This window comes from Pseudomonas faucium (genome assembly GCF_021602585.1).
In the GTDB taxonomy this organism is placed as follows: domain Bacteria; phylum Pseudomonadota; class Gammaproteobacteria; order Pseudomonadales; family Pseudomonadaceae; genus Aquipseudomonas; species Aquipseudomonas faucium.
In genome coordinates, this window is the sequence record NZ_BQIP01000001.1 from 349,950 (window position 1) to 373,846 (window position 23,897).

Consider the following 23,897-nt stretch of genomic DNA (forward strand, 5'->3'; position numbering starts at 1 on the left):
CCACGCGACATGATTTATTCGCCCTTGAGGATTTCTTCGACTTTTGGCAGCGCGATCATCGTGGCGCCTCCGTCCACCAGCAGCGAAGTACCGGTGATATACGAAGCCTCGTTGGAGCTCAGAAACAACACGGCATTGGCAATGTCCGCAGACTCCCCCAAACGCCCCACCGGGAAGTGCGCAGCAAGTTTATGCGGCAGTTCGTTACCCAGAGTTTCCAACATGTGGTCCGTGCCGATAAGCCCGGGCTCCACGACATTGACCAGGATATTCATCGCACCAAATTCCACCGCCAACCCACGAGCGAATGCATTCATGAAGGCTTTGCTGGAGCCATAGGCAATCAAGCGTGGTGTGTATTTGCGGTTGGCTTCACCGGAAGAAATGAAGATCAACCGGCCTTTGTCGGCGGCTTTTGAAAGGTATGGGGCGCTGTCCTTGGCCAACCAGAACAGCGATTGAATATTGCTGCGAACGATATGGTCGAATGTGTCGTCGGCCATCTCCGCGATCAGTCCATGGTTGGTGTCAGCGGCGCAATGCACCACGATGTCCAGGCCACCAAAGTGCTCCATACCACCCTGTACCATCGCCTTGATCGCATCGCGATCGGCGATGTCGCCGCCGACCAGACAGGCTTGAGCGCCCAGTGCCTTGATTTGTTCGATGGTTTCTTCGCCATATCGAGCGGTGCGTGCCGATACCACGACCTTGGCGCCCTCTCGGGCATAGGCCAGAGCGATGGCACGTCCCATGCCTCGACCGGCACCGGTGACCAGCACTACTTTGTCACGGAATTTCATCGCGGATCCTCATTGTTGTTATTAGTAGAGGCTACTGAAGCAACGCAAATCCTCTGTAGGAGCGAGCCTGCTCGCGAAAAACCCGAAAGCACCGTTGGGTATCAGACCTAGCGCGTTATCGTTCACGCCCATCGCGAGCAGGCTCGCTCCTACAGAGGGACACAGGTTTACAAGTCACTGCCCGGCACATTCCGCGCCGAACCGTTACGCCTGTCCGACTCGCCCCAACCCAGCCAGTGCGACGGCTCGCGGGTATCGCCCACTCGGCGCCAGCGCCCTTCCTGCTGGGCGGTGATCGGGAAGCCACCGACAAAGTCGATCATTTCGCCCTTCTCGTCCGGCAAGAATTCCCACTCTTCCTTGCCTTCAAGCACGATTTTCGCGGACTTCAGGAAGTAGCTGCCGTCCTTGTGCTCGGTTTGCCCTTCGATATCGGTGGTGACCCGCACTTCGCCTTTTTCATTGTTGAAAATGGCGTAGCCCAGATGGTCGTGACCAACCATGAAGGAGCCGGTATCCCAGGTGCCGTCCTTGTATACAGTGACAAAGGACCACCAGATCACGTGCTTGTTGTTGTTCACCACCAGGTCTTTCTTGAAGTGGATGGCGCCACCTTCAGCCATGTAGAACTGGTCCAGGGCCATGGCACCTTTTACCGGGCGCCCTTCGCATACACCGGCGATGTCCCACAGTTGCGAAACGTAAAAGGTGCCCCACTCCACGCCCGGCAAGTACCACTGAAGTCCAGGGCCCAGCAGGCGGCCTTCAAGGTGAAACAGGCCTTCTTCCTTCCAGGTCACGCGTTCGCTGCTGGCGGTGATCTCCCAGGCGTTTCCGGCTTCACCCGGCTGACTGGCCCAGCGTGCGGTATCACCTTCCAGGCTGTGCACCGGCAAAGGAGTCAGCGCTTGCCTGGCCATTTTTTCGTGGTCCATGCGCAGGTTGACGTTGTCGACGTGGTTGTTCAGGTAAAAGAATTTGGTCGGATTTGGCGTGCCATTGGGCGCCATCAGCGAGCGGACGAATGAATAAATGTTGCCCTGCTCGTCGCGCACCGATCCGAACGGCGAACTCTTGCTCAGGTGCAGGCCAAAGAAGCCGCGCTCGGCCGACATCGAAGCGCCGGTCACGTTGTGCGGCCCGACCAGTTGTTGAAAGCCGAAATCACCGCGCTCTGGAATGGTTTTGAACGTTCTCATAGTGCCCTCTGTTGTTTTTGTTGAGGCTTGGAAGCGGGGCTATAATCCGGCTCAGTCCCAGATCACTGGCAGTTTGGAAACCCCACGCAGCTGTGCTCCGGCGATCTGCGGTACAGGTTCGTTCGGGTCGAGACGCAAGTTGGGGAACAGGTCGAGAATCGCGTTGACCGCGCAACTGATTTCAACCTTGGCGACAAACTGGCCGATGCACATGTGCGGGCCGAAACCGAAACCAAATGACGGCTTTGGTTTACGGTCAATGTCAAAGACATCCGGGTTTTCGAAGGCGTCTTCGTCACGGTTGGCAGAGACCACCATGCATTGGACGAAAGAACCCTTGGGAATCTTCACGCCATGAAACTCCACTTCCTTGGCGGTCTCGCGCACCTTGAAGGTGGCCACCGGTTCAAAGCGCGTGGTTTCGTCCATCAACTTGCCGATCAGCGATCGATCAGCTTTCACTCGATCCAGCAGTCCGGGCGTTGTGAGCAGCAGAGTCATGACCGAACCGAACATGCGCGTGGTGGTTTCGCCGGCGGCCGGCAGCAACGAACGGGTGAAGGTGATGACTTCGTGATCGTCCAGCGTGCGGCCTTCGTATTCGGCGCGCAGCAAGCGGCCAATCACATCGTCACCCTGGCTGCCTTCGGCGCGTCGTTGCACTACGACTTCCTCCAGAGCGTCGTACAAACCTTTGACGGCGATACCGGCCTGCCGCCGCGCCTCGACCATTTTGGCCGGGTCAATCTGATTACCGCCTACAATTGCCAGGGCCCAGGCAGCGTATTGCTTGTACTTGGACGGGTCATCCGAAGGGAATCCCATCAAGGCGTACATGACGCGAATCGGCAATTCGAGACCAAACTTCATCAGGTCGGCTTTCTTCGCTGGGAGCATCGGCTCGATGTATTCCTGGCGAATGACCTGGTCGATCTGTGGACGCCATTTATTCACGGTGTCGGGCATGAACGCAGGTTGCAGCAAGGCGCGCACCTTACGGTGCTCGTCTCCGTCCATGGCCAGAATGATCAAGCCATCGAAAAATGCCCCCAGGCCTTCGGCAATAAAGCCACTGGTATAGGTCGCGCCATCGCGCAGTACCGCCATCACGTCCTGATACTTAAACAAGGCGTAGGTCGGGCGAGTGCCCTGCTGGGTACCGGCATTGGTCGGGACGCCGAACTGAGTGATGAAGTCGCCCTCATAGATCGGCGACTTCAAGCGCTGTTCGCGGCAGACCGCGTGAATATCAAGGTCAGTGCCGCGATACATTTCCGATACCGCGGAATAGGCGGTTGCCAGGTCCAGTGCTGCGCTTTCGTTGCTCATCAGGATCTCCCGTCTTGTTTTTCTTCTACTTGCACACCAAGATTGCCCGGCTGCCGATCTATGGTATGCGGTTGTGTCGGCACGGGCGGCCCGCTTCGTTTGACTCGGGGTCAAACGAAGCCCACCGGTAAAATGCTTCAAAGTGTGAATTGTCAGAACCCATCAGGCATGAGGAGTACGAGGTGGCGGTAAAGGCCGGAGAAGGTGGCGAGCAGGGCAAGCGCAACACCATGAATCGCTTGCTCGCGGCTGCGCGCGTTGAGTTCGCCAGGAAGGGACTGGCCGGTGCGCGAGTGGAAGAAATCGCCCGTGAGGCCGGCGTCACCAAGCAGCTGGTCTACCACTACTATGGCTCGAAGGAAGGTTTGTTCGTGGCGGTGCTGGATGAGTCCTCGAGCAATATCATGTCGGAACTGCTCAACCTCAAAGTAGAAGAACTGGCCCCACCGCAAGCAATGCGGACCGTGCTCAATCATTTCTTCGACCAGTACCGCTTCGATCCTTTCCTCGGCAGCCTCGCACTGGAAGGCATCCGTTATCACGACGCGCACCAGACGCCGCGCAACCATTTTCTTGAAATGGCCCCCGCGTTGATCAACAAACTCGATGGGATTCTGCTGCGCGGGGCAGCCAGCGGCGACTTTCGTGCGGATATCAACCCGAGGCTACTGCTGGCCAGCGCTTCGCTGGTCACTACCGGATGGTTCACCAACCGCTACTCGATGTCGGCGCTCGCAGGGTTGGATACCGACTCCGCAGAAGGCATGGCCACGTGGCGCCAATACTCGGCAGATTTTGTCCTGGCCAGCATTTCATTGGGCGCAAAAAAAAACGCCGACAACACTTAGCGGTATCGGCGTGGTGCTAAACAAAATCGGTGTGTGGGGCAGGTCTGCTCAGTTGCCCTTTTTACTCAGGTATTTGCTGACTCGCTTGGCAGCCAGTCGACCGGCCATGCCGTTCACACCGCCACCCGGATGAATGCCCGCACTGCCCAGGTACAACCCTGCCACCGGCAAAGTATCACCACCCAAGCCATAAGCGGGACGCATGGTGCTTGAGCGCATCGAAGTGGTGTCGATGTGCACCACGCAGCCATTGACGGTGTTCAAGCGAGCAGTGAAATCTGGGGCGGCCTCAATGCGACGGCCAATCACCTGCCCCTCTATCCCCTCGATATAGTCGTACAACTGCGCCAGCACCTGATCTGCCACTCGCTCACGCAGTGCATCCCAACCCTCGTTGGGGTTCACCGGCATGACCGGCGGATAGATGTACAACACATCCTGGCCCGCCGGTGCTTGTGAAGGGTCGGCGGCGCTCGGTGCAGCCACGGTGATGTAAGGCAGCTTGGGTACTTCGCCACGGGCACAGGCGGCAAAGTTTTCCAGCACGGCCTCTTCGGTTCCGATCAACAGTACGGTTTTACGTAGATCCACACCGTCTCCACGCGCTGCGGCATAGCGTGGCACGGAAATCTGCCCGCGCAAGGCAACGTCGATCTTGAGCGGTCCCGAGCCCCTGCCATTAGCTGGAGCCATGGCGATGCGTGTCAGTAAATGTTGGGGAATCTCACCCCGAGTAACCATATTCAGCGCCGGTTTTGGATGGCATCCGGCAATCACGGCCCGGGCAGTAAACTGGCGGCCATCGGTCAATTTGACGCCTTTGATCTGGCCGCTTTTCGCAACGATTTCACCGACGCTGGCCGATACCAGCACTTTGCCACCCAGCTCTTCCAGACGTGACTGCATGGCATTGCTCAGTTGCTGCATGCCCCCGATCACACGGCCAACGCCAAAGCGATGCAGGAACCCCAGCAAGGCGTAATAGATCCCCCCACCATCGACGCTGATATCACCGGCCAGCCCCGTCAGTGCGCACATCGCAGAAATGGTGACGGGATGCTCGAAGCGTTCGCGTGCTGCCTGCAGGGCGGAGCCGGTCATCAACGCCATCAGCTCGGGCTTCAAGGCTTTGTGCTTGATCGCGGTACCGAGCATCCTTAATTTGACACCCAGATTCGACTTGGCCGGATCGACACGCATCATCGGCAGAGCAATGTCGAGGAACATGTCGATGACCTTCATGAACGCCAGAAATGCCTCGGCGTCCCTGCTGCTGAAGCGGCGAATTTCTGCGGCAGTTTTCTCACGATCACGCCAGAAAATCAGCGACTGCCCATCCGGGTGCAGATACACGTAGCCGGGGGCCAGCTCGACCGACTTAAAACCGTGGCGCTCAAGCCCCAGTTCCGCCGGAACATGGGCGTGTACACGCATCGACATCATGTCCAGTGCACAAGGATGAACCAGATGCTGAGGTGCTTCGGGTATCAGGTACCCCGAAGACGCCATGCCGCCGACCTTGTCCAGCGCCTCCAAGACCAAGACCTTCTTGCTTTCCATGCCCAGATAACAGGCCGCCGACAAGCCGTTGGTGCCACCACCGACCACGATCACATCGAAATCAGTGTTTCCCGCTGTTTGGTTCTGATTCATCACTTGCTTCCATGACGTCATTCAACCACGGCGGCACGAAGCGCGGCTGTGGTGGCGAAGAGGCGCCCCGGTGCACCCTTGGCACATCGGGGGGCAACGTTACATGCCGGTGCGTCCCATCTGCGCGAACAATGCGCGCATCGCGACCAGTGAGGGGGTGTGGCTGCTGAAGCCACCGTCGGCCACCAGGGTGGTGCCGGTGACAAACGAGGATTCATCGCTGGCCAAAAAGGCGACCACATCGGCGATTTGCCGGGGTGTACCGAGCTCGGCGGTACAGTGGTTATCGCGCAGGATGTCCAGTAAAGGTTCGGGCATGGCGTGCTCTGAAGGTGCCAGGCCGATTTGTACCGCGTTGCCCCGAATACCTTGCTTGCCATACTGCGAGGCCACCATGCGCGGCAACATCATCAAGCCCGCTTTGGACGTTGCGTAGCCGGTGAGGGACATATCGCCCTGCATGCCCAGGCCCGAAGTAGCGTAAATGATCGAGCCCTTGCCCTGCTCCAGCATGACCGGAATGACATGCTTGCTGCAGAGCACGGCGCCGCGCAAGTTGACGGCGATGGCGCGGTCCCAGGCCTGCATGTCGAGGTTGACGAAATCACGATCGAGTTGACGTTGCTCGGCATTCAGAATCGCCGCGTTGTTGTGCAGAATATCGATACGGCCAAAGCGCTCCTTCACTTGAACAACCATGTTCTGCACAGCGTCTTCCGAAGAAATATCTGTGGCAATTGCCAGGGCCTGATGGCCCTCGGAAATCAACGACTGGGCAACAGCCGTTGCTCCCTCGAAGTTGATATCGACTACCGCAATACTCGCGCCATGGGACGCCAGTACCCGGGCGCACTCAGCCCCCAGACCACCGCCCGAGCCGGTAATAATGGCCACCCGTCCTGCCAGTTTTCCTGAACTCATGTCCGTTCCTTATTTTTTGGGGGGGACGTGTCACTCGCCGGTAAAACGTGGTTCGCGCCGCTCGCTGAAGGCCAGCGCCGCTTCACGGGCGTCCTTGGTCGGGGCCAGCAAGGCGAACAGATCAAGCTCCAGGTCCAGGCCTCTTTTCAGATCCATTTCCAGTGCCGCGCGAGCCGCCTGTTTGACATACGCCGATGCGGTCGGTGGTTTGCTGGCGATGCGCTGGGCAAAGGCCCGCACTTCTTCCAGCAGCTTGGCGCTGTCACTGGCCAGCCGACTGACCAGACCTATGCGTTGCGCTTGTTCTGCGCCCATCCGGTCGCCAGTGAGCAACATGTCCAACGCCTGACCCGGCGCCACCACCCGAGATAGGCGCTGGGTGCCGCCGCCACCGGGGATCAGCCCTAGGCCGGTTTCCGGCAAGGCAAAGACGGCGTCAGGGGTTGCGAAGCGAATATCACATGCCAACACCAACTCCAGACCACCGCCCATGCAATAGCCGTGGATGGCGGCGATCACCGGTTTACTAATGCGGTCCAGGGATTCGATCCAGCGTACGTTTTCCATGCGCTGGCGCACCTGCAGGCTCGACTCCGGGCCCCGGCGCTCCTTGATATCGGCACCGGCGCAAAAACCGCGCTCGCCCTCGCCGCGAATCACGATCACGCGGATCTCAGGGTCTTTCTGCAGAAGAGCCAGGGCCTGGGGAACGCCTAGGCGAATGTCATCGTTGATGGCGTTGATCTGACCGGGCCGGGTCAGTACCACCCAGCCCACCATGGCGTCGCGCTCCAGGCGCACGGCCTCGTTGATCACGATCGGGAGTTGCGGGTTTTGCGCTGTGCTCATGCAGGGCACTCCTCGAACTCGAAGACCTGACCATCCAGCTCTTGAGGGTCGATCTTGATCAATGCGCGACCACCTACAGCCTCCGAGGATTCGATCCACTGGAAGCGAGTGCCGCGTGCGCGCAGATCCTCGGCCTTGGCGGCCAGGTCGTTAACGCCGATACGGATGTAATATGGGCCCGGCCCCCAGTTGTTAACGTAATGACCGGCGTTAGTGTTCCAGTAAGTGGCTTCGATCACATCAAGGGTGGCGCTGTTGGGTACGGTGAAGCCCATACGCGCACGACGGTAACCTTCGCTGCGGATGTTTTCGACCGGGCCGCTCGGCTCCCAGTCGAGGTTGGTCGACACCTTGCGCAGCGTTTCATCCAGATCGCGGACCAGGAAGCCACGCGCAGTCACTCGGACCATGTCGCCGGGTTTGAGATCACGCGGTTGCATCGGCGGCAACTGATAGGTCTCTGGCGGCATCTGCAGCGGTTCGGTTGGCATGATTTCAATGCACAACCCGCCGTCCACGTCAGGCTGGTAGTACGGTTTCTCAGGTGTCGCGCCCAACCACAGGCGATCAAACGGCATCTCCGGTGTGCGTTGCGCCATACGGAACGGCAAGCGCCGGCGCATCAATTTGTCCACCAGTGCATCGAACTTGTCGCCGTGCAGTGCCAGCACGATGGAGTGGGTGATCATCGGCCGGTGATGGCCTTGGAAGGCTTTCAGGCTTTCCAGAAAGTCATGAAACAACGGGTCGCCGGGATTGGGACGATCCAGGTGCCACTGCGGCTCAATGCGCGTTGGCGACACTGCCAGCGATTTGTGCACGCGCAGAAAGTGCGCAATGTACGGGTGATTGTCGAACGCCTGGCGCCAGCGTTCATGTTTGTAGATCCCGAGCTTGTCGACCAACATTTCCGTCATGCCGTCCGGGTCCGGAACCATCATGTCGGCACTCATCAATAACTCGAACATCGTCCTCTCCTTGCAGTTGTCAGCCCGGGTCTGTGCCCGGCTATGCGTTAGTCAGCGAGCACGCCGTGGCATGGCTAGCTCGGTCAATGCGTGATGGGGGGTGTCGGCTGCCGGCTTGCGCGATTCCTGCTGCGCGCGGGCGTCTTCCAGATCGAGGGTCAACCCTTCTTTGGAGTTGCCCTTAGGATTGAGCAGGTAGTGCGACAACGCCGGGATGAGTACGAGCGCACCGAGCATGTTCCAGAGGAACATGAAGGTCAGCAGAATGCCCATGTCTGCCTGAAACTTGATCGGCGACCAGGCCCAGGTAATTACCCCAGCGGCCATGGTCAGGCCGACGAGTGCGACGACGCGACCGGTGAAGTCCAGCGAGCGACGATAGGCGACGGCCAGGCTGCCACCGCGTTCCTGCACTGCCAGTTGCACACTGAGCAGGTACAGCGCGTAGTCCACGCCGACACCAACACCTACAGCGATGACCGGCAAGGTGGCCACTTTCAGGCCGATACCCAGCCAGACCATCAGCGCCTTGCAGATAATGGTGGTCATCAACAGCGGAATCAGTGCCACCACGGTCGCACGCCAGCTGCGGAATGTCAGAAGACAGAGCAAGGCCGTGGCGCCATACACCGCCAGGTACATGGTGATAATGCCCTTCTCCACTTCGATGTTGGTCGCAGCCTCGATGCCGGCGTTGCCTGCGGCCAGCAAGAACTCGATGGGCTGTTCGGCATTCGCGGCCGTGCTGTTGCCCTTGGCAAAGTCTTCGGAGACTTGCAGCACCCGGCTCAACGTATCGGCCTTGTGGTCTGCTAAGTAGGCAATGATCGGCGTTACTGAGCATTGCTGGTTAGTGATCCCCGGAGCGGAAATCATTGCGGCATCCACCGCCGAGTTGGTAATGGCCTGGTCGCGGCTGATGCTCAACCATTTCGAGCTGCCTTCGGCCATGCCGGAACTGATCATGCGCACGGTTTCGGCCAGCGATTGCGTGGTCTGTACGCCGGGCGTCTGGCGCAGGCGCCAGGCCAGCTTGTCCATGCTTTGCAGGGACTGGTACAGGCGGCAGCTGTCTTCGTTGGTCTTCATGATGACCACGAACTGGTCACTGGACAGCCCATAGTTGGCGGTGATGTAGGCGTTGTCGCGGTTGTAGCGAGAATCCGCACGCAGCTCGGGGGCTCCGGGGTCGAGGTCGCCCACCTTGAGGTGCATCATCACCACACTGCCGGCCAGCGTCACCAGCAGCGACAAACCAATCACAGCCGTGGCCATCGGACGTTCGGTGAAGCGGTCCAGGCCGTGCCAGATGCGCCCGAGCACACCGCGATTGGCCTCGCCGGCCTGATCTTTGGCAATGGCAATACGTGCGGCTTTTTTGCTGACGCCGAGATACGAGAGCGCCACGGGAATCAGCAGGAGCTTGGTGAAAATCAGGACTGCCACGCCAATGCTGGTCGTCAGGGCCAGATCGCGAATGACCGGGATATCAATGATCACCAGCACCGCAAAACCAACGATATTGGTCAGCAGTGCAGTCAGCCCAGTGAGGAACAGGCGGCGAAAGGTATAACGCGCCGCCACGTACTTATGCGTGCCGCGGCCTATGTCCTGGAGGATGCCGTTCATTTTCTGGGTGCCATGGGAAATACCGATGGCGAAGATCAGGAACGGCACCAGAATCGAATAAGGGTCCAGGTCGTAACCCAGTATCTGCATCAACCCCAGCAACCACACGACACCAGCCACCGCCACGCTCACCAGGAGTAACGTGCTGCGCAGGCAACGGGTATAGAAGTAGACAAACAGTCCGGCAATGACCACCGACGCGCCGAAGAACAGCATGACCGAATACAGGCCGTCGATCAGGTCACCGACCAGCTTGCTGAAGCCGACGATGTGGATTCCGATCTTGTCGCTCTCCAGCGAACGGATCTGCTGCTCCAGTTGCCGGGAAAAATCACCGTAGTCCAGCGGCTTGCCGGTTTGTGGGTTGGTGTCAAGCAAAGGCGCGACAATCATGCTCGACTTGCTGTCGTTCGCCACCAGGTTGCCGACAATGCCGGCACGCATGATGTTGCGACGCAGCGCCGTGATCGATTTTTCACTGCCGTTGTAATCCGATGGCATCACCGCACCGCCGTCGATGCCCTCCTCCGTCACTTCTTTCCAGCGGACGATGGGCATCCATAGCGACTTCATCCAGGAACGGTCGACACCGGGGATCAGATACAACGTGTCGTTGACTTTCTGCAACGCCAGCAGATAGTCAGCATCGTAGATATCACCGGTCTTGTTCTCCACCACCACGCGAATGCTGTTTCCCAAACCTGGAAGCTGGTCTTTGTAGGCCAGGTAATTCTTGATGTAGGGGCTGGAGCTGGGAATCATCTTTTCGAAACTGGCATTCACCTGCAGCTTCGTCGCGAAAAAGCCCAACACCACGGTAGCGAGCAGGCAGGCAATGACGACCAACACGCGGTGACGGAAAATCACCCGTTCAAACCAGCCTCCGGAGTTCTTGTCGAAATCCTCAAGGTTGGCAATCACTGGCATCCCGCTGTTGAATTTTTGCTCGACCATTTTTTCTTTCTCGTAGAGGGATCGTGCCGGCGGCCTTATTTGGCCTGGGCAATATCGATGACCTTGGCGCCAGTAAAGCGCGTGACAACCAGGCTTCCAGCCTGTTCGGTGGCACTGGCCGCGTAGATCTCACCCACCCGCGCGTCCGCCAGAGGAGTAACCTGCAAACTCTGTCGATCCAGACTGGCCAACTGCCCTCCCTGGCTCACGATGACCAACGCCTCGCCCAGCTCGACAATGCTGACCAGACTGCTGTTGAGGTGTGTTTCCACAGGCTGCCATTGCTGGCCATCGTCACAACTGGCAAGCAGATTGCCGCGCAAGCCGTAGGCCAGCAGCAGGTGATCGAAAGCTCGAACACCGAAGTAAGTACCGGTATAGGGCGTGTCGATTTTGACAAAACGCTGTTGTTGACTGTCGAGACGCAACAACAGCCCCTGTTCACCGCTGATATAGAAAGTGCCTGCGCGTTCCGCCAGGCCGTACAGGTGCATGCGGCGCTCGTTTTCACTGCGCTCGATCCACGGTTCCCAGTGCTGGCCGTCGTCGGAACTATGCAACAGCAAGCCGAAGGCACCGACAGCAAAACCATTGCCTTGGGCATCGAACATCACATCGAGAAAGGGGGCAGCCATCACGCCGGGAGTTGCCGAGGTGCTTACGGCTGTTGCAACTTCTTTGATTAACGCGGCCGCAGTCTCATCGCCTTTTTCAGCACGTGGACCGTAGTAGCCATTGAGCAGCGTCAGAAGCCGGCGCCCATCTAGCTGGGCTTGCCAGCTAAGGCCACCGTCTTTGCTGTGCAAAATCAAAGCGTCGTGACCGACGATCCAGCCATTGCGCTCATCGCGAAAACGAACCTGCACCAGGTCGCTGGACACTGGACTATCGACTTGCTGCCAGGTCTTACCCGAGTCGGTGGAGCGCTGGATCAGGCCGTGCAATCCGACACTGACCAAGGCATCGCCCGCTCTGGCGACAGACAGCAATGGCGCTGGCAAACGCTCGTCAACCCGTGGTGCGGACACATCCAGCGAGTCCGCAGGCACGGCGATCGCGCTAAAGGCAGGTGAAGTCATCACCGCTGCACTCACACCAATGGATAGCGTGATCGACAGCAGCAGACGCGACGCTGAGAAAAAAACAGAATCAGGGCAAGGGTTAATCATTATTTTTATTCCTTATCCATCGCGCGGCATGAGCCGCCCTGTCCTACCCGTGTGGCTTGATGCGCAAACCAACGGGCGGGACAAGCGGAGAACATCAGCGCTGGGTGACCCGGGCTACGATGGCCTCAGGGTTCATATCGCGCTCGCTGAGCGGCTTATCGATGAACTTGTAACCACCCTTGAGTGCATCATTGAGCAATGCGTACATACCTTTGTTGAAGTCGTAAACGACGTTCTTCACGTTGTACGGAATGTTCTTGTCGTAGATCTGCACGCCACTGAGAAAGATCGAGCGATACAGGGCGCCGCTCTTGTCCCAGGCGTCATACAGGCCAACACCGAAGGTGTCTTCATCCAGGTAGTACGTGCGCTTGCTGTAAACGTGACGCATACCAGGCTTCAACGTGGCCTCTACGACCCAAACCCGATGCAGTTCCCAACGCTCGTTCGCCGGGTTGGCGTGGTGCGGCATGAACTGATCTTCCTGCTTGGTACCGAAGTAGAACTTGTAGGCGTTGTACGGGATGTACATCTCTTTTTTGCCGACTAGCTTGTAGTCGAACCGGTCCTGGCTGCCGGAGAACATTTGCAGCTCATCGAACAGTGTCACACCGCCCTGGCTGGCCACCGGAGTGTCGAAGGCGAACTCTGGCGCCAGCTTGACCCGCCGCTGCCCCGGGGAGTAGCTGAAGGAACGACGAGCCTTGGCCAGTGGGTCGAGGAAGTCGGTCAGCACCACCACTTCTCCCGAACGACGCGCTGGATAGTCGTTGCGCGAGAACACTCGGGCATACATCAATGCATCACGATCGGGCTGGGCCACCTGGTAGTATGGCGTTTCTTCGAACGTCGCCTGCTCCGCAGTTTTAGTGATCGAGCCATTGGCATCGATCACCCAACTGTTGGAAGACGAGGTGGTGGAATAACCGGTGCCGATCTTGTAACGCACCTGCTGGTTCCACATAACTTCGTTGCCGGTCTTCGGAATAGGGAACGGCAAGCCGCCACGGCAAGACGGATCGACGGCGAGACCGTCTTTCTGGATCTGGCAACTGGTGGCATTGCGTACAGTGGCGTCGAGTACAGCCTGCGGATAGGCGGCAGTACGGTGGCTTGGATAAATGTCGATGTAATAGGTCGGGTATTTCTTGATCAGGGTTTTCTGCCCTTCACTGAGCTTGTCCGCATATTGATCGACATTTTTGGCATCGATACGAAACAACGGCTTTTCATCCTTGAACGGGTCAACCCAAAAACCGCTGTCAGGCACGAAACCGGCCGGAGCTTTGGTCAGGCCTCCGTCATAGGCCGGGATGCTGCCATCGGCGTTGCCCGCCTTGATCGCACCGAACGGGGTCAGGGTTTTACCAAGGTCGGAGACATCAGCGCCCGCAGCCAGCGTGTAGGTCGCCATGCTCATCAGGGCAATGGATAAGGCAAGTTGTCGTTTCATGAACACATTCTCCGATTCTTATTGGATTTGTCAGAAGGAGGTCTTGAAGGTAAATGCCAACCAGCCACGGTCGGTGCCGCCGACGTTGCCATTGCCGGCGACGGTACCATTGGCCAGGTGTTTGGAACGAGCATCTGTATCTGCGTAACGCAGGCCGAACTCATACAGTTGGGCATAGGTGAGTTTGACGCCGACAGAGTACGACAGCGCACCTTCGTTACCGCCACCGGCCGTCGGTGCGTTACCGTGCAGACCGTAATTGACCGTCAGCGGAACGTCCATATCCCAAGATGGGAGAATTGAAATGTACTGCGGGGTGTAGTTGACCGCGACAGCGTAGTAGTTTCTGGACGAGCAACTATCGGACTCATCTCCAGAACCGGGAATGGTTGGTGTTCTGCCATTAACGCAGCCGCTTTCCCCAACGCCTTTGTAAAGCTCTTCGTGCTCGGTTACGCGTTCCAGATGGCTGTATGCGAACTCACCAACCAGCGTCGCGTTGTTCGAAATGAAGTTACGCGGCACACCGTACACCGCGTTGGCGATAAAGTGGATCGTGTCGCCACGAGGCCCCTCGTCATCCAGGGCACTCACACCTGTAGCGTTCAAGGCGCCGTTCATGCGATAGGACACCTCCGAACCCACCGCCACAGTACCGAACATTCGAGAGAAGCTCAGGCCCGCCAGCTTCACACCGCGTGGGTAGACCACTCGATAAGAGCCCGATGCCGCTTTGACCTGCGGCGCCAACCAAGGCTGGTAGTCGTCGAACTGACGGTAGTAGGCGCCGAAGGTCGACTCGATTTCTTCGACATTGAGCTTGCCCATCACCCCCCAGTTCTTGCCATCACGCCCGAACTTGGAATCCTGACGCTGCAGGGTCGCGCCGTTGGGAGCAAGCGGCAGTTGGTCAGGACCTTCAAACAGCGGGTCCGCCGCACCGAAATAGGTGCCACCGTAAGGAATGCGGGTCGGCTCCCATTCATAGAAGTACTGGGCAGCCAGGGACAAGTTGTCAGTGACCTGGGCCTTGGCCGACAGTTGACCGACCGGCAGGAACACTTCCTTGGTTTCGATGCCCGGGCTGGTGGAGGCCTTCACGCCATCACTGGGTGCCTGGGAGTAGGACACGGCGTGTGCGCCGAACAGCAGGCTCTCACCCCAATAGTTGGTATGACGACCGGCCTTCACGTTGACCGGCACGTCACCGATGTTGAAGTTGCGCCAGAGAAACGCATCGAGAATTTCGCCCGATGGGCCATGCATGTAGCGGTCCACTTCATCGCTGTATTTGTTGTTGTGATAGCTGGTCGCAAAGCCTGGGACATTGCTGCGAACGTCGTCGTCAGCGTATGCCTGGTCAAACCAGCCAGCCGCACTGAGTCGCGCCCCCCAGTCGTTCAGATAGGAAAAATCGAATTCTGTTAACACATCGAGGCGATTTGTCACAATATCGTTTTTATCGAACTTCCCATCCGATTCGTCGAAGTTCGGCGTTTTCATGATGTGACTGTCTTGACTATCCGTCCGCATGCCCAGGTTGTAGCGGATCGTATTGTCCCAACGCACGCGGTAGTCGGGGTTCGGCATGTCGAACGAGGCTGCCATCAAGCCTTGCGCACTGCCAACCATCAGCAGTGTGAGCGCACCTTGAGTCAGAACCCGCCGACCCTGATTGGTCTTCTTTTTCATACACACTACCCTTTTATTTTTATTTTCAGTCGTTAAGTGCACACAAACATCCAATTCAGCAATCTGCAACGTCCCGCAAGATCGCCGCAAAAACCTCCAAAACCCCCGCTCATGAGGCCTGACACGCATCCAGGACCACCTTCCTCTTCAGCTGAAATCTACCCTAGCGGATCATCAAGCAAAATTCCACATAAAGATTCACATTCTGTATGCAGAATTTTATCCTCAGAATTGTGCCCTTCAGGTTCAATCAGAGGAAATGGCAGGCCCAATACTGCACACATAACCCATAATTGTTCAAATAAACTTTGACGATTTTCTCCATTCGGCATTCAATAGCCCCGGCATACCCCCGAATTACGTGGCGTTCGGCAGCCGGCATGAGCTACGAATCCCTGGAAAAAAACAAAAGGAGCCATCATGAACATTGATTTGAGCGCCAAACGCGTCATCGTCACGGGCGCTTCCCGGGGCATCGGTTTAGCCATTGCCAAGGCGTTCGCCGCTGAAGGAGCACGGGTAGCGATCTGCGCCCGCAGCGAGATAGCGGTCCGCGAAGCCGGGGAGTTGCTTGCAGAACACGCCCAGGCAGTGATTGCCCGGGTTGTGGACGTAACCGACACCGAAGGCGTCAAGGCGTTTGTGGCAGAAGTGGCCAGCAGTTGGGGCGGTGTTGATGTTCTGGTGAACAACGCCGGCCAGGGTCGTAGCGGCAATATCGATACCCTGACCCCGGAAGCCATTCTCGAACACGCGAACATCCTGCAGATGGGGCATTTCCGCTTCGTTCAGGCCGTGGTGCCGTACATGCGTGAACAACGCTGGGGGCGAATCATCGAAATCAATGCCCTGGCCGGGGCCATTCCTACGCCTGATGGCATTCCTTCAGTCATCAACCGTGCATCCTGCATCGCCCTCTCCCGTTCGTTAGGTATGTCTCTGCCCAAGGACAACATATTGGTCAACAGCCTGAACATGGGCTGGATCGATACCGGTCAGTGGGATCGCCACTACAAGGAAATGGGGCCAGGGGTCAGCCGCGAGGAGTTTGACGCCATGGTGATGAAGGTCGTACCACTGGGACGCTATGGCAAACCTGAAGACGTCGCCGGCATGGCGCTTTTCCTCGCCAGCGAATACGCCTGTTTCATCAGCGCGGCCTCGATCGATATCGCTGGCGGCATGGGTGGGCAGATAGCCTATTTCCCGACTCTCAAACGCGATTTTGCCGCTGCCATTGCGGCACGCAATTCGGCGAGCGAATAACCCGATTGCCCTTTCTGAAACTCTCGGACAGCCAGGCAACTGGCTGATGGTCCCGGTGCGCCCGGCGCATCTCTCACGTCGGCGCACTGCAATGAACTTGTTGCTCCCTATTCTTGCCACACTGATCTGGGCTGCCAGTACGGTGGTCAATCGCCTGTCGGTGGGGGTTATCGATCCGGCGGCGATTTCCTTTTATCGCTGGTTGACCGCCCTGTTGGTATTGTCACCGGTGGTATTGCCCAGGGTTTGGCGCTTGCGCCGGCAGATTCGTCCCCATCTACCAAAGCTGCTGTTGCTGGGTCTGCTTGGCATGTCGCTCTACCAGTCATTGGCCTATTTTGCCGCGCATACCGTTACCGCTACGTCCATGGGACTGATTCTGGCAACCATGCCCCTGCTCACCGTGCTGCTGGCTTTTCCGGTACTCAATACCCGTCCGACAGCGTCATTGCTGATCGGCGCCCTGATTTCGTTTGCCGGTTTGGCCTGGTTACTGGCAGCCGGAAACCTGCCGTCGCTTTGGCAGCATGGTGTAGGCCAGGGTGAACTCATGATGCTGCTGGCGTCGCTGTCCTACTCCCTGTACTGCGTGCTGGTGAAACGCTGGCAAATCTCCCTGCCGACCTGGGAAAGCCTCTATGTGCAGATCCTCTGCGGCACGCTGTTACTGATTCCACCTTTTGTGCTGGCGCCCTCGATAGCCCTGACGGCCGAGAACATCCCGCTGGTACTGTTCGCCGGCCTGTTCGCTTCGGCACTTGCGCCTGGCCTGTGGATGCGAGGCCTGCAAAACCTGGGAGCAGAAAAAACCGCAGTGTTGATGAATCTGGTCCCCCTGTTCACCGCGATTCTAGCCATCAGCCTGCTTGGGGAAACGTTGCATCTGTATCACGCAGTGGGAGGTGGATTGATCCTGCTGGGGATCGTATTGGCACAGTGGAAGCCCGCGCGGGAAAAAACCCGCGCAGTCACTCAGGCGATCAGCAAAGCATCGCGCAATGTCTGAAAATCGGCGGTACTCAAGCCGCTGAAGCTTTGTAGGTAGCGGTCCAGGCCGCCATATTCGGATTCGATGACCCTATAAGCAGCATTTAAATACTCAGGTCGGGCATCCAATACTGCGTCCAATGCCGCTTCACTGACCGACCGACCTGCCATCCGGCTCACTGCGTGGCTGATCGCTTCCTGGCGTGCTGCACTCAACTGACTGAAGCGCCGCGCCGAGCACAAGTAGTCATCCATGATGCATTCAGGCGCCACACCAAGGGCATGTAGCAGCAGCATGACCACTACACCCGTGCGGTCCTTGCCTGCCGTGCAATGAATCAGCACAGAGCCTTTGTTTTCGGTGAAAAGTTTGAACAATGTCGGCAGCAGGGGCGCCAGCAAGCCCGGCAGTTGCCGATAGACCGCCAGCATCATGTCCTGCGCGTCTTGTGCCTGAGGGGTGTCTGTCAGCATCGCAGCAACACGCGGATTGGCACGTGCATCACCGAGGACCTCCAGGTGAAGATGCTTGATTGCAGCGTCAGGCACTCGATTGGGGTAACGATCTCGCTCGCCGGCGCTGCGTAAATCGCAGACGGTCCGTAATCCCAGACGTTGAAGCGTCTGCCAGTCTTCATCAGTCAAACTGTGCAACTGGTCTGCACGCAATAGAGCATCGCTGCCAATGCGTCGCCCGCAGCGGGCGACCATGCCTTTGAGGCTGCGAAAATTGTCCGCGCCCTGTAATCGCAATGTTTCCTGATGAAGCAAGCTCAATCCTCCAATAAATGTTGATAGGCTGGCGTCAACGGCCGCGCGCCCTGCCCCAGTATCGGCGTTCGACGTGGTTTGCGGCGATGAGTCAGCAAACGCACGGTGTCGAAATCCTCGGCGGCGGCAAAAAAGCGCTCCACCATTGGCAAACCCGATTGCCCCCAATCATCCATGTTCGACAGCCACGTTTGCATGCCCCAGACCGGCCATCGGCGTATTTGCTCCCAAGCGGCATCTTGATCAAGCACACCCTCGGCCCCGAGACTGAGCAACTTCTCCCGGTATACCCGAAGCAGACGCTGAGCGTCAGCCTCGCGTTCCGACACTGTCAATGCGCCGATCATGAAATAGGCGACATCCCGCCATGGCCGACCGCGGCGAGCCAGCTGCCAGTCCAGCCAGATACGCTGACCATTGCTGCGCAGAAAACTGTTGCCCTGATGCGAATCGCCATGGATGACACAACCGGGCGAAGTCTGCTCCCGTTCAAAGGCCGCCAATTCATCGAAGGCATGGCTGAACAGTTCCGGTGTCTCGTACATCCACGCCGGCAGCACACGCCGGTAGTCCGGTTTGCGCAGATTGACCTTGATGTAGTTGTACATGCGCAGCAAGCCGTCACAGTCCACCGCGTTGGCCATCGACACCGGTAACCAGTCCTGCGCCTGCAAACTCGAATGACCCCAGGAGGCGCCGTGAAGGGAGGCCAGCGATTCCAGCCCTCGAGCGACACCGTCCACTCCCAGATGATCGGTACTGTGACCGAATTGTCCGGCCGCCAGCCCAAGGTCCTCCATCATCACCACACCTCGGCCACCCCCATCGGCGTCCCAGTCAGTGAAATAAGTGGCCGGCAAAGGGGCGTCGGACCAACCGTGCGCCAAACAATAGAAACGTGATTCGAGCTCGCAGATATCACCGCTTTCGAACCCCTCGGACCAATTCGACTTCAGGCAAACATGCTCGGGAATTCCCGCGCGCTGTCCGACTTCGTTCAATTCGAGTCTGACGCGGTATTTGGTGGTATGCCCATTACGCACCTCCACCGCAGACAGCGTCAGCACTTCTATGCCCGGGTAGCGCGGCTGCAATAGCCGCGTAAGCCACGCTGCTGAGACCTCGTCAAGGTTCCGAGGCAGACGGCCGTCACGCTGCGGATAAGGCCGCCCGGCCGGTACGTTCGGCAGGCCGCCCGTCACGGCGTCAGCACCCGATTGGCGCTGGCCGGCACGCTCAACTTGAGCAACTCAATAGCGTTGCCGCTGCGAATCCGCTCGCGGTCATGGGTGGACAGGCCCAGTCCTTCCGTCAGATCTCCATGGTCGTAGGCCCCACCGAAATTGGTTCCGTACAGCAGGCGATCTGCCCCGACCACCTCCGCCACACCGCGGCGCAGTCCAGGGGCATGCACATCGAGGTCGAAATAGAAGTTCTGCATGTATTCCAGCAGTGGTCGTTTGTTTCGTGAGTCCGGTGCCATGGCCCGGTTGAGTTCACTCAAACGCCCCAGTTGGAAAACCGCCATGCCACCGGCATGGGTGATGTAGGTCTTCAGGGTCGGGAAAACGTCCAGGGCGCCGCCGCAGATCAGGTACCAGAAGAACAGGGTTTCATCGACGCAATCCCCCACGATCGAGGTGGTTTCAAACTTGTCGTCGGTGTGTTTTTCACCCCAGTAAATCGACTGGTTGAAGCCGTGCACCATGATCGGCACATCGAGTTGCGTGAGCGTTTCCCAGACAGGGAACAAGCGCTCGTCGTGAGCTTCCAGACCATTGAAGTTTGCCCCACCCACACACACACCCTTGGCGCCAAGTTGGGTCACGGCACGTTCGATTTCCCTGGCGGCATTCTGAGGGTCCGCCAGGTTGGCGTGGCACCAGAAGTCGAAGTGATCCGGATCAGCACGGCAGAACGCCGACAACTCCTCATTGCAGATGCGTGCATATTCATTGGCGAAATCACCTGCCCAATACATGAAGCAGTGCGACGGCGTGGACATGACCAGTTTATCCACGCCTCGCTCTGCCATCAGTTTGCGCCGGCTGGCATGGCTCATGCGCGCCAGGATGTTGGCCTGCGCTTCAGCATCCGTCGCGGCCTTGGCCGGTTGTTTGGTCCCGAGGGAAAAGTGCCCCACGGTCAACCCCTGCACCTTCATGAAGGGCCCCCAGAACTCGTGGCGGTTCAGCATGCCTTCCGTCAGCAGATGGGCGTGGACATCGATCAGCATGGCGTTCTCCTTGTTGTATTAGCCAGCGCAGCGAATCACCGTTGGGCAGATGATTGGCTCGAATTGAGGTCTGAGTTGCTCGCTACCAATATAAACACATTTTTGATATCTGTTCATTTATTTGGCAATGGAAAGTGGAATTTCAAAGATGTGAAAACCACGCGGTTGGCAAAAATGGGCAAACAAAAAGCAAGCTGGTGGGGCGCTAGGAAATGTACATGCCGTGGATACGCCGTCGTCAGGTAAGTGAGCACTATCGAAAGCAGAGCCTTTATCAGGTCGAACACATGCGTGGTGAGGCCGCCGTGCGCTGCTTTGTCGGAGCGCTGATAGATCTGTGGCTGTGGTGGGTGCGCCATGACTACCCGAACTTGGTGCAGGAAATGACCGAGACCTTCGATAGCTTGATGAACAACGGGACCTGGCCGCCGGCCTGCGGCGATCGGGAATAGCCGCGTTATGAAGCGCAGGCCATGATCAGAAACTGCCGGAACGCTTGAGCCGGTTCGGACAAACGGTGATCCGGCAGCCAGATCAACCCCAGTTCCATGGGAGGAATGACATCCGCCAGTGGGCGAACCTCAATCTTTTTACCTTCCAGGGACCACGCGCGGTAGAGCATGTCCGACAGAATAGTCACGCCAAAACCATGGGCCACCAAGCCTCGTAGCGCCTCCATCGAGGACGTACGAAACGCCACCTTGGGTACCAGCCCGCGGGACTCCCAGTAACGCAACGTCGACACATCCCCTTCATCCAGCGTGGCGAGGATGTAGGCGTGTTCGGCAATGTCTTCCAGGTTGATGGAAGTCTTCCCCATGAGTGGGTGCTGGCTGGCCAGCCAGAGTTGCCGACGGGAACGAATCAGTACCTGATGCTCAAAACCGCTCAGGCTGGGTGTATTGGAGACAATGGCCAGCCCGAGGTCGAGATCGCCATTGTTCACAGCCGTTTCAATGCTGTGGCGGTCCATGTCGACCAGATCGATTTCCACCTGCGGATAGCTGCGTTTGAAGCGTGCCAACAAAGCAGGCAGGAAATAGCCCAGCACCGTATAGGACGCACCCACACGAACAGTGCCTCGCATGGTGTGCCCCAGAAACAGTGGCTCACTGAGGGCATCCTGCAGCGTGTCGAGAATGTGCCGCGCGTGTTGCGCGAACTTGTTGCCTTCAGCGGTCAGCGTCACACCATGAGGCAGACGGTCGAACAGGCTGACGCCCATGGACTCTTCCAGATGCAGCACTGCAGCGGTGATTGCCGACTGCGAGACGTGAACTTTCAGCGCCGCCTGAGAGAACTGCCCGGCGTCGGCAGCCGCGACGAAGTAGCGCAGGTGGCGCATCGAAATATCTTTGCCCTTGATCATCCCTACTTCCGATACCTGACAATGAAGCAAGACACCACAGACACGAGTGTGCCCAGCGCCCGCTCAGGGGCGCCGTGGAAGCTCAGCGACGAACGGTGGCCGTGATCTTGGCGTGCGGTCCGCTGATCTGTGCAGCCCAGGCTTCAGCTGCCTGGTCGAGGGTGTAATCCACATAATCCACCTGGATCTGCTGCTCTTTGGCGATCTTCAGCAGACGCAGCCAGATTTGCTCGCGGTCAGCCGGTGGACGCTGGCCCGTGCCGATGCACGACAAATTGCGGAACAACAGATCGGCGATATCCAGATTGAGTTGACGCCCGGCACCAGTGCCGATGGTCATTATCCGAGCCCCCCAGTTGGTGGCTTTCAGGGATGTCAGCATCGGCTGACCGCATACTAGGTCGAGGACCACATCAAAGCCGCCACCTGCTGCCTCTTTGAGCGCACCCACATCATCGCTGCCACCCAGGGTGACCACTTCGTCTGCGATGCCTTGCGACTTCAAGCGGCCCAATGCTTGAGCCGAGCGCGCCGCGCCAACCACTTTGCCCGCGCCCATGCCGCGCGCCAGTTGCAAAGCAATCTGACCCAAGGTGCCGGTGGCACCGAGGATCAAGACCTTCTCGCCCTTTTGAATTGCCGCTTTCTCCAGCGGCACAATGGCGCCGGTCGCGGCGATGCCCATGCTGATTGCAGTTTTATCGTCGACATCGTCAGGCACATTCCAAACTTCAGCCTGCGGCACCAACGTGCGTTCAGCCCAAGCGCCGAATGGCAACACCGAACGTTCACCGAAGTACACCCGGCGGCCATCCGGCGCACGGCCCACGCCCTCCCCCCGAATGACACAAGGATACTCAACGCCCAGACGATAGGCTCCCAATACATCCCAGCCGCCAAGGCCAGCGGTATCGACATCAATCAGCACCGAACCATCTTGCGGTTCTGGCTCGCGAAACTCACCGACTACCGGCAGCGCGTTGCGCTCGGAAATGACTGCTGCACGCATGGGGTTCTCCTTTTCTGTTTTGTTTTCAGTCTGCGCTGGAGAGATAATTGAACATATTCAAGATATTTGTCCATATATTTACTGAGCTCAACTGAGTTTTTGCCTGCCACCCCGCGCGTGCGGCTTGAAACCCCGCCCCAGGTGCTACCGCCCTCTGTCCACCTCTCCCACAAGTAAACGCTCAATGAGCTATACCCAAAATCTCCGCATTGCACTTTTTTGAGCACAGGAGGTTGATCATGAACGTGAGAACCCCAACGGCGGCTCTGGTGGCCACTTTGGTAATCTTCGGTTGTACGCATTCATCAAGCCAGACAGTGACTATTCCCCTGCTTGCCACACCACAGAACCTAGGCCAGATTGCCAATACAACCTTGGTCAGCCAGGGTAATGGGACCGGCTTTACCTTCGTCATCAGTGGCGTCCCCAGTGGGACACTTCGACCCTTGAACCTCTATACGTCCATTCATAAAGGCACCTGCAAACAGCCCGGCCCGGTTACCTACGCAATGAATGACCGGATCAACACCAACCGCATTACCTCGACTCGCGGCTGGACCTATTCAAGAAACGCGCCCATCGCCATGTCGGAGCTGTTTACCGGCGATTATTCCGTGGTCGTCACCACCACGCCGGCCGATGGCAGCGTCGATATTTTCTGCGGGGATATCAAAAAGGCAGCACAATGAAATTGACGTTTCACCATAAGTAACACCCTGTACAAAATCGCCAAAAAACGCCCTGCGTTCCGGTATCTGAGTATCCAATACCACCTGCCTGTTTTTGTGATTT

The 23,897-nt window shown here is 58.0% G+C and carries 21 protein-coding genes; 5 read left to right on the top strand and 16 right to left on the bottom strand.

Going from position 1 to position 23,897, the window contains the following annotated elements; genetic code table 11:
- Nucleotides 1-14 precede the first annotated feature (14 nt).
- The 3 genes from L6D75_RS01675 to L6D75_RS01685 all read right to left on the bottom strand — a co-directional run bounded on the left by L6D75_RS01675 (nt 15) and on the right by L6D75_RS01685 (nt 3,331).
- A complete protein-coding gene (locus L6D75_RS01675; RefSeq protein WP_176511211.1) occupies nt 15-803 on the bottom strand; it encodes an SDR family NAD(P)-dependent oxidoreductase in 789 nt (262 codons plus the stop codon).
- A 167-nt stretch (nt 804-970) separates the two neighbouring features.
- Nucleotides 971-2,002 (bottom strand): hypothetical protein, encoded by a 1,032-nt coding sequence (locus L6D75_RS01680; protein ID WP_176511212.1) that lies wholly within the window; start codon nt 2,000-2,002, stop codon nt 971-973.
- A 51-nt stretch (nt 2,003-2,053) separates the two neighbouring features.
- Nucleotides 2,054-3,331, bottom strand: coding sequence for a cytochrome P450 (locus L6D75_RS01685; RefSeq protein WP_176511213.1), 1,278 nt, complete (start codon nt 3,329-3,331; stop codon nt 2,054-2,056).
- A 182-nt stretch (nt 3,332-3,513) separates the two neighbouring features.
- Here L6D75_RS01685 and L6D75_RS01690 point away from each other — a divergent pair, with 182 nt between their 5' ends.
- On the top strand, nt 3,514-4,179 hold the full coding sequence (locus L6D75_RS01690) for a TetR/AcrR family transcriptional regulator (protein WP_176511214.1): 666 nt from the start codon (nt 3,514-3,516) through the stop codon (nt 4,177-4,179).
- Between the two features lie 48 nt (nt 4,180-4,227).
- Here L6D75_RS01690 and L6D75_RS01695 read toward each other — a convergent pair whose 3' ends face one another.
- From L6D75_RS01695 to L6D75_RS01730, 8 genes are all read right to left on the bottom strand, one after another.
- Nucleotides 4,228-5,832, bottom strand: coding sequence for a phytoene desaturase family protein (locus L6D75_RS01695; protein ID WP_176511215.1), 1,605 nt, complete (start codon nt 5,830-5,832; stop codon nt 4,228-4,230).
- A 99-nt stretch (nt 5,833-5,931) separates the two neighbouring features.
- Nucleotides 5,932-6,753 (bottom strand): SDR family NAD(P)-dependent oxidoreductase, encoded by an 822-nt coding sequence (locus tag L6D75_RS01700; protein WP_176511216.1) that lies wholly within the window; start codon nt 6,751-6,753, stop codon nt 5,932-5,934.
- A gap of 30 nt (nt 6,754-6,783) precedes the next feature.
- Nucleotides 6,784-7,602 (bottom strand): enoyl-CoA hydratase/isomerase family protein, encoded by an 819-nt coding sequence (locus L6D75_RS01705; RefSeq protein ID WP_176511217.1) that lies wholly within the window; start codon nt 7,600-7,602, stop codon nt 6,784-6,786.
- Complete coding sequence (locus L6D75_RS01710; protein WP_176511218.1) at nt 7,599-8,570, bottom strand: VOC family protein; 972 nt, start codon at nt 8,568-8,570, stop codon at nt 7,599-7,601. Before L6D75_RS01710 ends, L6D75_RS01705 begins: the two co-directional genes overlap by 4 nt.
- A 51-nt stretch (nt 8,571-8,621) precedes the next feature.
- Complete coding sequence (locus tag L6D75_RS01715) at nt 8,622-11,153, bottom strand: efflux RND transporter permease subunit (RefSeq protein ID WP_176511219.1); 2,532 nt, start codon at nt 11,151-11,153, stop codon at nt 8,622-8,624.
- A 35-nt stretch (nt 11,154-11,188) separates the two neighbouring features.
- The gene (locus L6D75_RS01720; RefSeq protein ID WP_176511220.1) at nt 11,189-12,322 is read right to left on the bottom strand and encodes a YCF48-related protein; all 1,134 of its coding nucleotides are present in this window, start codon (nt 12,320-12,322) and stop codon (nt 11,189-11,191) included.
- 94 nt (nt 12,323-12,416) lie between these two features.
- Complete coding sequence (locus L6D75_RS01725) at nt 12,417-13,775, bottom strand: DUF1329 domain-containing protein (protein ID WP_176511221.1); 1,359 nt, start codon at nt 13,773-13,775, stop codon at nt 12,417-12,419.
- Between the two features lie 30 nt (nt 13,776-13,805).
- Entirely contained in the window at nt 13,806-15,467 is a 1,662-nt protein-coding gene (locus L6D75_RS01730; RefSeq protein ID WP_176511222.1) for a DUF1302 domain-containing protein, read from the bottom strand.
- A gap of 420 nt (nt 15,468-15,887) precedes the next feature.
- Here L6D75_RS01730 and L6D75_RS01735 point away from each other — a divergent pair, with 420 nt between their 5' ends.
- Entirely contained in the window at nt 15,888-16,733 is an 846-nt protein-coding gene (locus L6D75_RS01735; protein WP_176511223.1) for an SDR family oxidoreductase, read from the top strand.
- Nucleotides 16,734-16,824: 91 nt separating this feature from the next.
- Nucleotides 16,825-17,739 carry a DMT family transporter gene (locus L6D75_RS01740; protein WP_176511224.1) on the top strand — a complete coding sequence of 305 codons (915 nt, stop codon included), beginning with the start codon at nt 16,825-16,827 and terminating at the stop codon, nt 17,737-17,739.
- On the opposite strand, the gene L6D75_RS01745 is transcribed toward L6D75_RS01740, so the two are convergent.
- The 3 genes from L6D75_RS01745 to L6D75_RS01755 are packed head-to-tail and all read right to left on the bottom strand — an operon-like array spanning nt 17,706 to nt 20,727.
- On the bottom strand, nt 17,706-18,491 hold the full coding sequence (locus L6D75_RS01745; protein WP_176511225.1) for a tyrosine-protein phosphatase: 786 nt from the start codon (nt 18,489-18,491) through the stop codon (nt 17,706-17,708). The genes L6D75_RS01740 and L6D75_RS01745 overlap by 34 nt on opposite strands.
- A gap of 2 nt (nt 18,492-18,493) precedes the next feature.
- Nucleotides 18,494-19,693, bottom strand: a complete 1,200-nt coding sequence (locus L6D75_RS01750) for a phosphotransferase family protein (RefSeq protein ID WP_176511226.1) — start codon at nt 19,691-19,693, stop codon at nt 18,494-18,496.
- On the bottom strand, nt 19,690-20,727 hold the full coding sequence (locus L6D75_RS01755; protein WP_176511227.1) for an amidohydrolase family protein: 1,038 nt from the start codon (nt 20,725-20,727) through the stop codon (nt 19,690-19,692). Before L6D75_RS01755 ends, L6D75_RS01750 begins: the two co-directional genes overlap by 4 nt.
- A 218-nt stretch (nt 20,728-20,945) precedes the next feature.
- Here L6D75_RS01755 and L6D75_RS01760 point away from each other — a divergent pair, with 218 nt between their 5' ends.
- Nucleotides 20,946-21,179 carry a hypothetical protein gene (locus L6D75_RS01760; RefSeq protein ID WP_236193366.1) on the top strand — a complete coding sequence of 78 codons (234 nt, stop codon included), beginning with the start codon at nt 20,946-20,948 and terminating at the stop codon, nt 21,177-21,179.
- A 5-nt stretch (nt 21,180-21,184) separates the two neighbouring features.
- Here the strand turns inward: L6D75_RS01760 and L6D75_RS01765 are convergent, their stop codons facing one another.
- On the bottom strand, nt 21,185-22,096 hold the full coding sequence (locus tag L6D75_RS01765; protein WP_176511228.1) for a LysR family transcriptional regulator: 912 nt from the start codon (nt 22,094-22,096) through the stop codon (nt 21,185-21,187).
- Between the two features lie 82 nt (nt 22,097-22,178).
- Entirely contained in the window at nt 22,179-23,105 is a 927-nt protein-coding gene (locus L6D75_RS01770) for a quinone oxidoreductase family protein (protein ID WP_176511229.1), read from the bottom strand.
- A gap of 239 nt (nt 23,106-23,344) precedes the next feature.
- On the opposite strand from L6D75_RS01770, the gene L6D75_RS01775 reads away from it, so the two are divergent.
- On the top strand, nt 23,345-23,794 hold the full coding sequence (locus tag L6D75_RS01775; protein WP_176511230.1) for a hypothetical protein: 450 nt from the start codon (nt 23,345-23,347) through the stop codon (nt 23,792-23,794).
- Nucleotides 23,795-23,897: the final 103 nt, after the last annotated feature.